Here is a 14,270-nt window from a genome sequence, read left to right as displayed (position 1 = left end):
CGTCTTGCTCATCTCTCTTCGCCGCCTGCTCAGAGCGGCATCACCCGGGTGGTCAGGCCGGCGCCGAGGCGCTGAACCCACACCAGGGTGGTGCGGCCGCTATGAATGGTCAGCGGCAACTGGCGCTGGGCGGCACCCGCTCCCAGAGTGAGGTTCACCTCACCCGCCGGCACCATCCCCTGCCAGCTCGATGCCTGCGCCGGCAGTGTCAGCCAGCTGCGGGTATCGGCTCGTTCCGAGAGGGTGTTGAAGATCCCCACCAGAATATTGCCCACATCGCCCCCCTCTTTGGCGGCGGTGCGGCGCATCTGCTCCTTGGCCACCAGCCGCAGCGCCTGGCGGGTCAGCATACCGGGCAGCCGCTCCTGCAGATCCTTGGCGGCCAGCGCTTCCAGCCTGACCAGCTCGCTGGTCTGCTCGACCCGTTTGCCGAGCGTGACTGTGAGCGGCCCCGTGTCGCTGGCCCGATTATCGTAATAGGGGATGGCGACGGTAAAGGTGCGAAAATCGCCGCGGGAGGTGGAGATGGGCAGCGGCAGGAAGAGTTCGCGCCGCGCCGGGATCAGGCCATCTTCAAACAGCACCACCAGTTGGCCCTGATTTTTAGTGAGTGGTGGCGCTTTGCGACCCACTTTTTTCTCGGTCGCGCGGATCTCGTCCGGCGCGCCGCGCAGCACCGCCAGACGCAGCAAGGCATCCTGCAGGCTGCGGTTGTCCGGCGCTATCTGGTAGCCGCGCTGGTAATCGACCCAGGCGTCGTTGAGATCCCCCGCAGCCTCATAGAGCACGGCGGAGAAGTAGAAGGTATAGGCGTTCTGAAAACCGTTCTTGACCTTGCCGATCAGCCGGTCGAGCTCGGGTGCACCGCGCGACATCAGCTGGCGCATCTCCCCCTCGGTCTCGGCCTCTTCGCTCTCATCCTTTGCCTTGCGCACCTCGTCAGCTCGCCGTTTCAGGGCCTGCTCCTGCACCTGATTGGCCCGGCGTACCTCCACCAGGGCGCCATCGGCATCCCCTCGTTGCAGGTAGTTGAGGGCCAGATAGTGGTGCAGCATGGTGCGTTCGTAATCGGGGGTGAGGTAGGCCATCGACTGGTCGTTGGTGAGCAGGCTGCCCACCTGATCCAGACCGTGGCTCAGCCGGTATTCGGCCTGATTGTCCTCCCACTGAAGGCGACTGTCGGCGGCAGAAAACGCCTGCTTGCTACCCGCATCCTGACCGGCGAGCCAGGAGATGCGCCCCTCTTCAAGGCGATCGAGGACAAAGGTGTCATCGCCGAGGCTGGAGTCGCGCACCTCGGGCAGCGCCTCGGCGGCATGGCCCAGCAGCAGCTGGTTGCGCAGCGGCACCATCTGATCGGAGTAGGAGACGAACATGTCTTGCCAGCGGGAGGCGCAGCCCCCCAGCAACAGCAGGGTGCCGCAGAGCAGCAGGGCGCTGCGGCAGGTAGCGATGTGGCGAGTCATTACAGGCTGAGCAGCGGTCCCAGCGGCTGGCCACCGACCAGATGCATGTGGATGTGGTAGACCTCCTGCCCGCCGTGGCGGTTGCAGTTCATGATGAGGCGGTAGCCATCCTCGGCAATGCCCGCGTCGGCGGCGAGTTTGCGGGCCACGGTGAACATCCGGCCAAGGGCCTGCTCGTGCTCCGGCTCCACATCGTTGACGGTGGGGATCAGCACATTGGGAATGATCAGCACGTGGGTCTTGGCCTTGGGCTGGATGTCCCGGAAAGCGGTCACCAGATCGTCCTGATAAAGGATGTCGGCGGGGATCTCTTTGCGGATGATTTTGCTGAAAATGGTTTCTTGCGCCATGGCTAACTCCCTTATGAGAAAAAGAAAATCGAATTTGGATCCCAAGCGGCTCCGCGCTGCACGGCAAGTGTGACACAAGCCGAGATTTGACACAGCTGATGTCCCATTCCCTTCAGTTATTGTTAAAAATACCGATAGCCGGAGGGACGTCATCTGTAGCGCCTGTTCAGGGTGGTCTGCAGGGTATCAAAAGGACGGGGTACTCAGGCAAGGGACTTTTGCATATACAGCGGGATAATAATGAAACAATCAATGTCGGATCTCTCCATCTTGCAGCGGGTCTATCTCGGCTTCGCTATTCTGGTGGCCGTGATGGTGGCCAGCTCACTGCTCACATTTCGTAGTCAGGAGACCCTCGGCGGGGCGCTGGAACAGGTTACCCAGCAGTCGATGCCGCTGGTGATCGCCAGCAGTCAGACCCAGATCAGCCTACTCAGTGCCAACAAGTGGCTCGGGGATGTGCTGACCGAGCAGGACCCCAAACAGCTGCCGGCCGAAGTGGCCGAGCTGAAACAGGCCAAGGCGCAGGTCGACAAGACCCTGGCCGCCTTGCGTCAGCAGGTGGCCGAACACCCCGAGCTGCAGGGCGAGATGACCGCCCTTGGCGAGCAGGTGGCGAGTTATCTGGAACTGACCGATACCCTGCCGGGTGAGCACGAGGCGCTGCTCACCCGATTGCACAAGGTCAATCTGGCCAAGGGGCAGTTTCAGGTCAGCCTGCCCCAGTTCAAGAAGAATCTGGGTGACATGATGATCACCATCGACGACAGCTTCATCAAGATGCTCTCCGAGACCCTGACCACCAAGCTCTCCGCCATCGAACTCTCCACCATGGACGCCCTCAACCAGACCATCCCGGCTCCCATCGAAGGGGCGCTCAAGCGCAACAAGATGCAGATCGAGGGGTTCAACAGCACCATCAAGGATCTGCAGGGTGAGCTCAAGAATTTCGAGAACGACATGGGCCATTATGTTCACGGCTTCGTGCGCGACACCACCGCCAGCGAAGGGGTGCTGGCCCAGTATCTGGCGCTGATGAAGCAGCAGGAGCTGATGCGGGAGAAGAGCAAGCAGGCCAGCGCTCTTATCGTCGAGATCCAGAACCGGCTGGAGCGGATGACAGCGAGCAGCCAGCAGCTGATGAACGGCAGTATCCAGCATGCCAAAGAGGTGCAGCGCCAGAGCACTTTGACTCAGGGGGCGAGCATAGTGGTCGCCATTCTGATCGCCATGCTGGTGGCCTACACCCTGGGCAAGGCGATCCGCCGTCCGCTGCGGGAGCTGCTGCGAGTCCTCTCCGAGGTGACTCGCGGCGACATGACCCAGCGCATCGGCTTTCAGAGCAAGAACGAATTTGGCCAGCTGGGCAGCCAGCTCAACCTGCTGATCGAACAGATGGGGGAGGTGCTGGCCCAGCTATCCAACGCATCTGCCCAGCTTAACGATGCCGCCCATGGCAACCGCCATACCACCGAATCGGTGCGGGCCGATCTGGAGAAACAGCGGCAGGAGACCGCCTCGGTCGCCGCCGCCATGACCCAGATGGAAGCTTCGGTACGCGAGGTGGCGCAGGCTGCCAACCAGACTCTGGAGCGGGTGATGGATGTGGAGAAGGCCTCCGAGATGGGGCGCAAGGTGATGGCGGGCAATATCACCACCACCCATCAGCTGGCGGGCAAGCTGCAACAGACCGGCAAGGTGATTGGCGATGTGAGCAGCATGAGCAGCCAGATCGGCAACATCCTCGATGTCATTCGCGGCATCGCCGAGCAGACCAACCTGTTGGCACTCAATGCGGCCATCGAGGCGGCGCGCGCAGGCGAGCAGGGGCGTGGATTTGCCGTGGTGGCGGACGAGGTGCGCAGTCTGGCGGGGCGCACCGCGCAATCCACCAGCGAGATCCAGACCATGATCGAGAACCTGCAGCAGGGGGTCGCCAGAGCGGTGACCGTGATGCAGGAGTGCTCCCGCGAGATGGACAGCTGCATGGATCAGAGCTCCCACGCCAACAACGCCATGGAGGAGGTGCAGGGGATCGTGGTGCTCATCAGCGACATGTCGAGCCAGATTGCCTCCGCCGCCGAACAGCAGCAGGCGACCAGCGCCGACATCGCTACCAACCTCAACCGTATCTCCGATATCTCGGATCTCAACTACCAGGGGATCGAGCGGGTGGCCCGGACCAGCCAGCAGCTCGACTCCCTCGCCGAGCAGCAGGAGAGCCTGGTCAAGCGCTTCCGCCTGAGCGCCTGATGGCAACAGGCTGAAACAACAAGGCCCCGCAGATGCGGGGCCTTGTTGTTTGTGACAGTGACAAGAGGATCAGGCGTAGGCGATGGCGCCCTTGCCGACCCCTTCATAGGCAACAATCTTGACGAACTTGTCGCCCACCATCTTCTTCACTTCACGGGCGATGTAGCAGGCCAGCAGCTCGACCGTGGTGTCGGTGTCGATCATCTCTACCTCGGTGGTGGGGATGGCCAGCTGGAACAGCCCCTGTGGAGCCACATATTTGAAGCCGGTGTGGTGTTCACCCAGCTGAACGTTGGCACGGGCACTGAGGGCCAGCTCTGCGAGGGCAACTTTATCTTCATCGGTGCCGAGATAGATATCGGCCCAGCGTTCGGCCCAGTTAAGCTCCAGCTCGCCATCACGCTCGCCATCAATGTGGATCTCGATGGGGGAGCGGTGGCCGTGGGCGATACGCTGGCAGTTGCCATCGTGCTTCTTCAGGCCGTGGCTGTAGTGATAGAAGGGGCCGTCGATGGCTTCCTGACGCAGGGTCAGCGACAGATCCTTGATGTTGCCCGGCAGCCGTTTGGCCAGCACCGCCAGCAGGTAGCGGGTGACTGACTCTTTATCGACCTGCGGGGCAGGGATAAAGGCAAAACCCTGGGTCGGGCAGCGCAGGTGGATGGAGCGGCCGGGGCGCAGCAGATCAACGCAGCTCTCGCCATCTTCCAGCGTTTCGACATGCACCAGAGGGCACTCGTTCGGGACCAGCAGCTTGTGATCCACCTCGTCATCGATGATCGACTTGATCAGCTTCTTTACCCGGCCGAAGTCCAGCAACATGCTCATCTCGTTGAGCTCGCCGCTCATTTCGATATCTACCAGCCAGCTCTCACCCACCATGCCGCGGCGTTCGCACAGGTAGCTGGAGTCGATCACGGTCAAATCTCTTACAAATAACTTCATCAGTCAGGCCTTGCTACAGAGAAAGGGCAGTTTTGCGCTATTATGACCCGCGATTATCGGCAAAGGAACTGGAACCCCCCATGAACAAACTGCTTATCAAGAATGCCACCCTGGTCAACGAAGGCCGTATCTATGCCTCCGACGTGTTGATCGAGGGGGAACGGATTGCCCGCATCGCACCCGATATCGACGCGCATGATGCGGTGGTGATCGATGCCGCAGGTCGCCACCTCATCCCCGGAATGATCGATGATCAGGTCCACTTCCGGGAGCCGGGGCTGACCCACAAGGGGACCATCGCCAGTGAATCCCGGGCCGCCGTCGCCGGTGGTACCACCAGTTTCATGGAAATGCCCAACGTCAATCCCCAGACCACCACCCTCGACGCCCTCGAAGCCAAATACCAGATCGCCGCCAACTCCTCCGTCGCCAACTACAGCTTCTATCTCGGTGCAACCAACGACAACCTGGAAGAGATCAAGCGACTCGATCCCAAGCAGTCCTGTGGGGTCAAGGTGTTTATGGGCTCCTCGACTGGCAACATGCTGGTGGACAATCAGGAGACCCTGGCGGCCATTTTCCGCGAGAGCCCGGTGATGATCGTTACTCACTGCGAAGACACCCCGACCATCGCCAAAGCCGAAGAGGCGGCGCGGGCCAAGTGGGGCGAGAATGTGCCGATGGGCGAGCATGGTCGCATTCGCAGTGACGAGGCGTGCTACAAATCCTCCAGCATGGCGGTGGCGCTGGCCAAGCAGTACGGTGCCAAGCTGCATGTGCTGCATCTGACCTCGGCCAAGGAGCTGTCGCTCTTTACCGCCAGTCACGATCTCAGTGAACTGAAAGACAAGAACATCACCGCCGAGGTGTGTGTTCACCATCTGTTCTTCAACGAAGCCGATTACGACACCCTCGGTAGCCAGATCAAGTGCAACCCGGCGGTGAAGAGCGCGGCCGATCAGCACGCGCTGCTCGATGCGGTGCGCAATGACGTGCTCGACATCATCGCCACCGACCACGCCCCCCACACCTGGGAGGAGAAGCAGAACAGCTACTTCAAGGCGCCGTCCGGTGTGCCGCTGGTGCAGCACTCCCTGCAGGCATTGCTGGAGCTCTACCATAACGGCGTGTTCACTCTGGAGACTATCGTCAAGAAGACCTCCCATGCGGTGGCCGAGCGTTTCCAGGTGCAGGATCGCGGCTACATCCGCGAGGGCTATTTTGCCGATCTGGTGCTGCTGGATCTGGGCAAGCCCTACGTGGTCAACGATGACAACATCCTCTACCACTGTGGCTGGTCGCCCTTCAACGGCTACCGTTTCCACAGCACGGTGGAGATGACGCTGGTGAACGGCCAGATCGCCTGGCAAAACGGGCAGGTCACTGACCAGATCCTGGGCAAGCGGCTGACCTTTAACCGCTGATTGTTCGCAAAGCAGGCGAACGCACCATTGTCGGGGAATTGGCGGCGTTTCTTTGTTGACAGGGCAGGGCCATCTCCATAAACTCAGCCCCCGTCAGCTCAGACTGACTTCGTCGGCGTGTAGCGCAGCCAGGTAGCGCACTGTCATGGGGTGTCAGGGGTCGGAGGTTCAAATCCTCTCACGCCGACCATCATTCCCCGGAAAAGGCCTTGTCAAACGACAAGGCCTTTTTTCTTTTCTGCTCTTTGCCGTTGCTGCGATTGTCTATCCCCCTTGCGCTGTGCTGTAGTAGCGACACTCTTCTGCCCTGACGGGGGTTATCGTGTCTCTCTCTGCATCCATCTGGCGATCTCTGGTTTTGCTCTCCCTGCTGCTCGGTGGCTGTGCCACGCCATATCAGCAGGAGAAGTCGTTCTGGAACGGTCGCACCGGCTTTTCCGAGACCCGCCTTGCGCCCGACAAGTGGCAGCTGGAGTTTGTCGGCAACGATCTGGTGGACAGGGAGACGGCCCGCAAATATGTGCTCAAGCGGGCAGGGGCGCTGGCGCAGCGGGAGGGTTACCCCATGCTGCAGGTGGAGGAGCTGACCATTGCGCGCGATGCGATAAGGGTGACCCCGGAGCGCCCCATGTTCGGCTTTGACGAGGATGAGCCGGACACCTTCATGGCGCAGATGCAGGTACAACACACCATCTCGGCCCTGCTTACCTTCCGGTTGCTAAAGCGGGCAATTAATGAACAGTCGCTTTCCACCAAATATCTTGCTGATATTAAAATAAGCGGTGATTAATATCGGTTTGTTGCAAGATCCATATCACATACATCTAACAGCAGCATAAAATTCTGGAGTAAGCCTCTAGATTTACCCCCTGCTTTTAGGCATTCTCCCAGCATACCAGCCGCCAGGAATCAACGGCTCGGATCACAAAAACGGACTGTAGTGGCTCCCATGCCACTGTCAACGGCTTGCACCAATCAAAACCGGGACTCCCCCATGAAAATGAATAAACTGACGGTCGCCATCCTCATTTCGATGTTGCTTGGCATTCTTACCGGCCAGGGCTATCGCCTGTTTGCTGCCGATCAGGCGGCAGACTTTGCAAACAACATCACGATCCTGACCGATATCTTCCTGCGACTGATCAAGATGATCATCGCGCCATTGGTCTTCACCACCCTGGTGGTCGGCATCGCCAAGATGGGCGATACCCGCACCGTGGGTCGTATCGGCGCCAAAACCCTCGGCTGGTTCATGCTGGCCTCCCTGCTCTCCCTGAGCCTGGGTCTGGTGATGGTCACCCTGATGCAGCCGGGTGTGGGTCTCTCCCTCTCCCTGCCAAATGATGCCGCTACCTCTGGCATCTCTGCCGGCGCGATTACCCTGAAAGATTTCGTGACCCACGCCATTCCGAAAAGCGTGGTCGAGGCGATGGCCACCAATGAGATCCTGCAGATCGTGGTCTTCTCCCTGTTCTTTGGTCTGGCCGCTGCGGCGCTGGGCGATCTGGCCAAACCGGTGGTGGTGCTGATGGCCAGTGCTGCCGAGATCATGCTGAAAGTGACCGGCTACGTGATGAACTTTGCGCCGTTCGCGGTGTTTGGCGCCATTGCCGCCATGGTGGCCAAAGAGGGGCTGGGTATTCTGGTTACCTACGGCAGCTTCATGGCCCAGTTCTACATCGCCCTTGGCTGCCTCTGGCTGCTGCTGATCGCCATGGGTGGCGCCTTCCTGCGTGGTCGCATCATCAAGCTGCTGGCGATGATCCGCGAACCCATCCTGCTTGCCTTCTCTACCGCCAGCTCTGAAGCTGCCTATCCGAAGACCCTGGATCGTCTGGAGAAGTTCGGTTGTGACAAACGCATCGCCAGTTTCGTGCTGCCGATGGGTTACTCCTTCAACCTCGACGGCTCCATGATGTACTGCACCTTCGCGGTGATGTTCATCGCTCAGGCTTATGGCATCGAGCTCTCCACCGCCCAGCAGATCACCATGCTGCTGCTGCTGATGGTCACCTCCAAGGGGATGGCCGGGGTGCCGCGCGCTTCTCTGGTGGTGATTGCTGCAACCCTGAACCAGTTCCATATCCCGGAAGCGGGCATCCTGCTGTTGCTGGGTATCGACCACTTCCTCGATATGGGTCGCTCTGCCACCAACGTGCTGGGCAACGCCATCGCCGCCAGCGTAGTCGCCAAGACCGAAGACAGTCTGGGTGAGACCGCAGAGCTGGGCGAGAGTGAACCAGCCAAGGCATAAGCGTGGCTTGAGCTGACCAGAGGGTTGGCCGGTGCAAAGAGAAATCCCCGTCATGATCATGGCGGGGATTTTTTTATGGCTGGCCGGTTTAGAAGCCCGAACCGGGTTGCAGCAAAAACGTCGCCTCTTCCGGCGTCGAGGTGCGACCCAGAATGTCGTTACGGTGGGGGAAGCGGCCAAAGCGTTCGATGATCACCTGATGGCGGCGGGCAAAGTCGGCAAAGCCAGCGAAGGTCTCGTTCGCTGGGGAATGCGCCTGCTCGGCCGCCAGCTCTTCAAACAGGGCCACGCTTCTGGCTTGCTGCTCGCGGGATTCTGCGTGTTCCAGCGGCAGATAGAAGAAGACCCGCTCCAGCGGCGAGAGCTGCCGATCCATGCCAAGGGATAGCCCCTTGAGGCACTGCTCGCGGGCGAGCGGATCCCGGGCAAAGGCGGTGGGTGTGCCGCGATGGATATTGCGGGGCAACTGGTCGAGCAGCAGGATCAGCGCCAGTCTGCCGTGAGGCAGCTCGGCCCAGTCGGCCAGCTCCCCGTTGGCGGCCGCCTCTGCCTGCACGCCAAAGCGCCGGGCCAGCAGGGCATCGGTCTCGCGACTTTTGCCCCACCAGAGCGGGGCTTGTCGTTTGGCACGCAGGGCGTCGTCGGCCGGGTCGCCAAACCAGAAATCGAGCAGAGGTTGCCAGGGCTGCATGGGGACTCCTTGCTGGTGTGTTGAGGAGGGCCAATAACAAATGGCTCCGGGGTGCTGCCGAAACGGTAGCTTCTCGTTACACTGTGCCATCTTTTGCCCGAAAGAAGTAACCCCAGATGGCGAGCGACGGTTGCCAGGCGCGGCTGATGATGGCCTGCCATCGCCATGAGGTGGCCCTGCTGACCCTGATGGTCATCAGACCGCACCTCTCTCCCGGGGTTGTTCTCACTGATATAAGGAATCTCTGATATGGCCGGAACCAGTTTGTTGGCCCTGCTCGACGATATTGCCAGCGTGCTTGATGACGTGGCGCTGATGACCAAGATGGCGGCGAAGAAGACCGCCGGGGTGTTGGGGGACGATCTTGCCCTCAATGCGGAGCAGGTCTCCGGAGTGCGTGCCGAGCGGGAGCTGCCGGTGGTGTGGGCGGTGGCCAAGGGCTCATTTCGCAACAAGTTGATTCTGGTGCCCGCCGCCATCGCCATCAGTGCCCTGGTGCCCTGGCTCATTACCCCGCTCTTGATGCTGGGGGGGGCCTACCTCTGCTTTGAAGGTGCCGAGAAGCTGGCGCACAAGTTTTTGCCTCATCAGGAGGAGGGAGAACATCATGCCGGCCCCATTCCTGACGATCTGGTGGCCTTCGAGCAGCAGAAGGTGAAGGGGGCGATCCGCACCGACTTTATCCTCTCCGCCGAGATCATCGTCATCGCTCTTGGCACAGTACAGGGGGCGAGCATCGCCCTGCAGCTCTCGGTGGTGGCGGGTATCGCACTGCTGATGACCATCGGGGTTTATGGGCTGGTCGGGTTGATTGTCAAACTGGATGATATCGGCCTGCACCTTCTGAAAAAGCCGGATGGCGGGGCACTGCGCCGCGCGGTGGGGCAGGGACTGCTGAGTACGGCGCCCAAGCTGATGCATCTGCTGGCGCTGGTGGGGACGATCGCCATGTTTATGGTGGGCGGCGGCATTCTGGTGCATGGTTGGCCTTTTGCCCATCACCTCATTGAAGGTGCCGCCGCTGTTGTCGCCACTCTGCCCACTGTGGGGGCCGTACTGGCAGTGGTGACGCCGACTCTGCTCAACACCGTGGCCGGTGTGGCGGCGGGCCTGCTGCTGGTGCTGGCGATGACGCTGGTAAGCAAACTCAAGCCAGCCAAATAAGACCCTGCATTATCTTTCGGGGCCGCCAGCGACAAGAGCTGGCGGCCAGCTCTCCCTGTTTGACATCTTCATAACGAGCCTTCAATGCAAGCAACCCGATACCTTCAGCAGTGGCACAACCACCATATCTATCCCGCTCTCGACAGTCCCGAGCTTGAGTCCGACATGGCCGAGGCCCGTGCAGCCCTGGCACCACTGGCGGCGCTGGTCGCCAATCTGGCCGACCTTGCGGGGGATGCGCGGCAAGATTGTTTGCGGGAGGTGCGCCTGCGTGCCCGCCGCATTCGTCATATCGGCTGGAACGTGGCGATTCTGGCCGCCTGCCGGGGCAGTCAGGATGCCCGCGATACCCAGGCCAAGCAGCTGGCATCCCGAGCTCGCGCCCTCAATGCCGATCTGTTCAAGACGCTGGCGCCGGTGGAGGACCTGATGCTGGCGCTGCCGGAGGCCGAATTTGGCCTGCTGATGGCGGATCCCCAGCTTGGCGAGGAGGAGTATCGCCTGCGTCACGAACGCAGATTGCAGGATCAGCGTCTGCCGGTGGCGGCAGAGCAGTTGGTGATAGGTCTTGGTACCGATGGGCTGCACGCCTGGGGCAACCTCTACAACGATCTGGTGGGCAAGATCCGGCTGGTGATCGATGGCCGCGAGATGGGACTGGCGGAGGCGAGCAATCTGCTCTCCAGCCCGCTGCGCTCCCTGCGCCGGGAAGCATTTGATGCCATCAGCGCTGGCTGGGAGGGAGAGCAGGAGACGGTGGCCGCCATCCTCAACGCCATCAACGGTTGGCGGCTGGAACTCTCGCGTCAGCGTGGCAGTGAGCGGCAGCTCGATGCGCTGGATCTCTCCTGTCATCAGAGCCATATCGAGCGCGCCACCCTGGATACGCTGATGAACGAGACTTGGCAGGCCCGAACCCTTGGTCAGCGGGCGCTGGAGCTGATGGCTGCACGCCTTGGCATCGACGATCCGGGGGCCGAGGATCTCTTTGCGCCGCCTCCGGCTGCCAGCAGCCGCGAGATCCCGTTCGAGGAGGCGATCGAGCTGATTGCCGCTGCCTTTAGCCGTTTCGATCCCGAGATGGGGGCGTTTGCCCGGATGATGGCCGAGAAGGGGTGGATCGATGCGGCCCCTACGCCAAATCGCCGCACCGGCGCCTACTGCACCAAATTTGCCGAACCGGTCGAGCCGCGGGTCTTCGTCACCTATGCCGGCACCATGGACAACGTCATTACGCTGGCCCATGAGCTGGGCCACGCCTGGCACAACTGGGTGATCCGCGATCTGCCGATGAGTCAGCGCAGCTATCCCATGACGTTGGCCGAAACGGCCTCCATCTTTGCCGAGACTCTGGTGCGCAGCGCCCTGTTCGAGCAGGCAGAAAGTCCCGAAGAGCAGTTGGCGATCGCCTGGGCCGAGGCCGATGGCGCAGCTACCTTCCTGGTCAATATCCCGGCCCGTTTCGACTTCGAGCGGGCGCTGGTGGCCGAGCGGGAGCATGGCTATGTTGCGCCGGCCCGCCTCAAGGCGCTGACCGATGAGGCGTGGGGACGCTGGTATGAGAAGAGCCTCTGCCGCTATCACCCCATGTTCTGGGCGGCCAAGGCGCACTTCTCCATCGCCGGGCTGGGTTTTTACAACTATCCCTATCTGTTCGGTTATCTCTTCAGCCTCGGCGTGTATGAGCAACTGATGAGTCGCAAGGCGGCGGGAGACGACAATGTGGCGCAGGCGTACCGCGACCTGCTGCGCGATACCGGCCGCATGAGCGCCGAGGCGCTGGTGGCAAAACATCTGGGGCAGGATATTCGCCAGTCGGCCTTCTGGCAGGGGAGTCTGGCTCAGGTGGCGCAGGCGGTAGAGCGCTTCGCACAGCTGCCAGCCTGATTGGGTAAGCGGTGATGTGAGTGACAGGCCCCTGACCGGTGTCCGGGGCCTGTTGGTTATGCCTGCTCTTGCTTCGGTTTGACCGGGCCGACCAGCAATGGCTTGGTCTGGTGGGTCAGATCCGGTTGGTAGCCGTTGAAGAAGAGGTTGAGTACTACCGAGCTGATGGTGGCCAACAGGATGCCGCTATGAAACAGCGGCTGCAGTGCCGCCGGGAAGTGCTGGAAGAAAGAGCCGGAGACGGTCGGGATCATGCCGATCCCGAGGCTGATGGCGACGATATAGAGATTGTGGCGGTTGGTGTTGTAGTCGGCCCGCGCCAGAATGCGAATACCGGTGGCCAGCACCATGCCGAACATCACTATGCCGGCGCCCCCCAGCACGAAGGGAGGGATGGAGGCGACCATCACCGACATCTTGGGGATAAGGCCAAAGGCGAGCAGGATCCCCCCTGACATCACGCAGACCCAGCGGCTCGATACTCCGGTCACGCTCACCAACCCGATATTCTGGGAGAAGGAGGTGTGGGGGAAGCTGTTGAAGACACCGCCGATGATGGTGCCGATGGCATCCACCCGCAGCCCGCGTACGATATCGCCACGACTGGCCGGATGGCCTACGATGTCGCCGAGCGCCAGAAACATCCCCATCGATTCGATAAAGGTGATCAGCATGATCACCGTCAGGGTGGCGATGGAGATGGGATCGAAGGTGGGCCAACCAAACGCGAACGGTACTATGGGGGCAAACCAGGCCGCCTCACCAAGACCGTCGAGACTCACCTCCCCCATGGCGATGGCTACTATGAAGCCGAAGATGATCCCGAGCAGCACCGAGATATTGCTGAAAAAACCTTTGGTGAAGCGGGTCACCGCCAGAATGAAGGCGAGCACCACAAAGCTGGTGCCGATATAGCGCAGGCTGCCATATTCGGGGTTGCCCTTGCCCCCCGCCATCCAGTCGATCCCCACCTGCATGATGCTGATGCCGATGGAGGTGATGACCACCCCGGTCACCACGGTGGGGAAGAGCGGCATCAACCGGCCTATCAGGGGCACCAGCAGGGTTGAGATGATACCCGCGGCTATGGTGGCGCCGAAGATGCCGGTGAGCCCCAGATCCGGATTGGCACCGATGGCCAGCATGGGCATCACGGCGGCAAAGGTGACCGACATGATGACAGGTAGCCGGATCCCGGCGAAACGCCCGATACCGACACACTGCAGCAGGGTGACGATGCCGCAGCAAAAGAGATCCGAACTGATAAGGTAGGAGATCTGCTCCTTGGGCAGTCCCAGACTGCCGCCTATCACCAGTGGGACGGCGACGGCGCCGGCGTACATCACCAGCACATGCTGCAGGCCGAGGGTAAATAGCTGGCCAGCGGGGAGCATGCGCTCCACTTCGTCATCGGGACGTATTCGCTTTCCCGGTCGGGAGGCGGGTGGATTGGTCTCGTTCATCAACAGATCTCTCCTTGGCGAGCCCCGGCAACGGGCAGGGGCAAGATAGGGAAAGCCGCGGCTTTCCCGGTCACAGATGTTATCGAGTGCGTGGATCGCCAAGCTCATCCGGATTAGCAGGAGGGAGGGATCCGGTGCAGGCCATGGTCAGTGCACAAAACATGCTCAATTGTGACTGTTGGTGAAAACGTTTGGCTTTTTGAGGGTTCAATCACATCCGGATCGGGATCAGGCACAAGAAGAGGGACAAAGGGGGCTGCCGGGCGTCTCAGATTGGTAATGGCGGTATCATTTTTGGCCACCGCCTCTCACTTTGATAGGGCTGGCTTGCGTGTTGCGCCGGGCAAGGGCTCACGCGCAGCATCTTGTTCTA

Annotated in this window: 11 protein-coding genes and 1 tRNA gene; 7 read left to right on the top strand and 5 right to left on the bottom strand. The window is 61.0% G+C overall.

Going from position 1 to position 14,270, the window contains the following annotated elements:
* Positions 1–29: 29 nt before the first annotated feature.
* On the bottom strand, positions 30–1,466 hold the full coding sequence (locus tag AAHA41_RS05950; protein ID WP_323070318.1) for a hypothetical protein: 1,437 nt from the start codon (positions 1,464–1,466) through the stop codon (positions 30–32).
* Positions 1,466–1,816, bottom strand: coding sequence for a purine nucleoside phosphoramidase (gene hinT / locus AAHA41_RS05945; RefSeq protein ID WP_071911579.1), 351 nt, complete (start codon positions 1,814–1,816; stop codon positions 1,466–1,468). Before hinT ends, AAHA41_RS05950 begins: the two co-directional genes overlap by 1 nt.
* Positions 1,817–2,056: 240 nt before the next feature.
* Here hinT and AAHA41_RS05940 point away from each other — a divergent pair, with 240 nt between their 5' ends.
* Positions 2,057–4,069, top strand: a complete 2,013-nt coding sequence (locus AAHA41_RS05940; RefSeq protein WP_323070317.1) for a methyl-accepting chemotaxis protein — start codon at positions 2,057–2,059, stop codon at positions 4,067–4,069.
* A 69-nt stretch (positions 4,070–4,138) separates the two neighbouring features.
* On the opposite strand, the gene AAHA41_RS05935 is transcribed toward AAHA41_RS05940, so the two are convergent.
* Positions 4,139–5,014, bottom strand: coding sequence for a 6-carboxytetrahydropterin synthase (locus tag AAHA41_RS05935; RefSeq protein WP_323070316.1), 876 nt, complete (start codon positions 5,012–5,014; stop codon positions 4,139–4,141).
* A gap of 80 nt (positions 5,015–5,094) precedes the next feature.
* On the opposite strand from AAHA41_RS05935, the gene AAHA41_RS05930 reads away from it, so the two are divergent.
* From AAHA41_RS05930 to AAHA41_RS05915, 4 genes are all read left to right on the top strand, one after another.
* A complete protein-coding gene (locus tag AAHA41_RS05930; protein ID WP_042033408.1) occupies positions 5,095–6,438 on the top strand; it encodes a dihydroorotase in 1,344 nt (447 codons plus the stop codon).
* Positions 6,439–6,551: 113 nt separating this feature from the next.
* Positions 6,552–6,628: transfer RNA gene (locus tag AAHA41_RS05925), tRNA-Pro, on the top strand.
* Between the two features lie 168 nt (positions 6,629–6,796).
* On the top strand, positions 6,797–7,228 hold the full coding sequence (locus AAHA41_RS05920) for a hypothetical protein (protein WP_323070331.1): 432 nt from the start codon (positions 6,797–6,799) through the stop codon (positions 7,226–7,228).
* Positions 7,229–7,432: 204 nt separating this feature from the next.
* Positions 7,433–8,692: a dicarboxylate/amino acid:cation symporter gene (locus AAHA41_RS05915; RefSeq protein WP_323070315.1), complete on the top strand. Its 1,260-nt coding sequence runs from the start codon at positions 7,433–7,435 to the stop codon at positions 8,690–8,692.
* Between the two features lie 88 nt (positions 8,693–8,780).
* Here the strand turns inward: AAHA41_RS05915 and AAHA41_RS05910 are convergent, their stop codons facing one another.
* Complete coding sequence (locus AAHA41_RS05910; protein ID WP_323070314.1) at positions 8,781–9,383, bottom strand: DUF924 family protein; 603 nt, start codon at positions 9,381–9,383, stop codon at positions 8,781–8,783.
* 249 nt (positions 9,384–9,632) lie between these two features.
* Between AAHA41_RS05910 and AAHA41_RS05905 the strand changes: the two genes are divergently transcribed.
* Positions 9,633–10,547 carry a DUF808 domain-containing protein gene (locus tag AAHA41_RS05905; RefSeq protein ID WP_323070313.1) on the top strand — a complete coding sequence of 305 codons (915 nt, stop codon included), beginning with the start codon at positions 9,633–9,635 and terminating at the stop codon, positions 10,545–10,547.
* A gap of 84 nt (positions 10,548–10,631) precedes the next feature.
* Complete coding sequence (locus tag AAHA41_RS05900) at positions 10,632–12,434, top strand: M3 family oligoendopeptidase (protein WP_323070312.1); 1,803 nt, start codon at positions 10,632–10,634, stop codon at positions 12,432–12,434.
* 56 nt (positions 12,435–12,490) lie between these two features.
* Here the strand turns inward: AAHA41_RS05900 and AAHA41_RS05895 are convergent, their stop codons facing one another.
* A complete protein-coding gene (locus AAHA41_RS05895) occupies positions 12,491–13,897 on the bottom strand; it encodes a nucleobase:cation symporter-2 family protein (protein WP_071911567.1) in 1,407 nt (468 codons plus the stop codon).
* Positions 13,898–14,270 lie beyond the last annotated feature (373 nt).

This window comes from Aeromonas sp. SER, assembly GCF_038739615.1.
In the GTDB taxonomy this organism is placed as follows: Bacteria; Pseudomonadota; Gammaproteobacteria; order Enterobacterales; family Aeromonadaceae; genus Aeromonas; species Aeromonas jandaei.
This window is presented reverse-complemented; position numbering and strand designations above follow the sequence as displayed.

Excerpts from the sequence above, each read along its gene's own strand:
- AAHA41_RS05950 (WP_323070318.1), bottom strand. The coding sequence starts at position 1,466 with ATGACTCGCCACATCGCTACCTGCCGCAGCGCCCTGCTGCTCTGCGGC.
- hinT (WP_071911579.1), bottom strand. The coding sequence starts at position 1,816 with ATGGCGCAAGAAACCATTTTCAGCAAAATCATCCGCAAAGAGATCCCC.
- AAHA41_RS05940 (WP_323070317.1), top strand. The coding sequence starts at position 2,057 with ATGAAACAATCAATGTCGGATCTCTCCATCTTGCAGCGGGTCTATCTC.
- AAHA41_RS05935 (WP_323070316.1), bottom strand. The coding sequence starts at position 5,014 with ATGAAGTTATTTGTAAGAGATTTGACCGTGATCGACTCCAGCTACCTG.
- AAHA41_RS05930 (WP_042033408.1), top strand. The coding sequence starts at position 5,095 with ATGAACAAACTGCTTATCAAGAATGCCACCCTGGTCAACGAAGGCCGT.
- AAHA41_RS05915 (WP_323070315.1), top strand. The coding sequence starts at position 7,433 with ATGAAAATGAATAAACTGACGGTCGCCATCCTCATTTCGATGTTGCTT.
- AAHA41_RS05910 (WP_323070314.1), bottom strand. The coding sequence starts at position 9,383 with ATGCAGCCCTGGCAACCTCTGCTCGATTTCTGGTTTGGCGACCCGGCC.
- AAHA41_RS05905 (WP_323070313.1), top strand. The coding sequence starts at position 9,633 with ATGGCCGGAACCAGTTTGTTGGCCCTGCTCGACGATATTGCCAGCGTG.
- AAHA41_RS05900 (WP_323070312.1), top strand. The coding sequence starts at position 10,632 with ATGCAAGCAACCCGATACCTTCAGCAGTGGCACAACCACCATATCTAT.
- AAHA41_RS05895 (WP_071911567.1), bottom strand. The coding sequence starts at position 13,897 with ATGAACGAGACCAATCCACCCGCCTCCCGACCGGGAAAGCGAATACGT.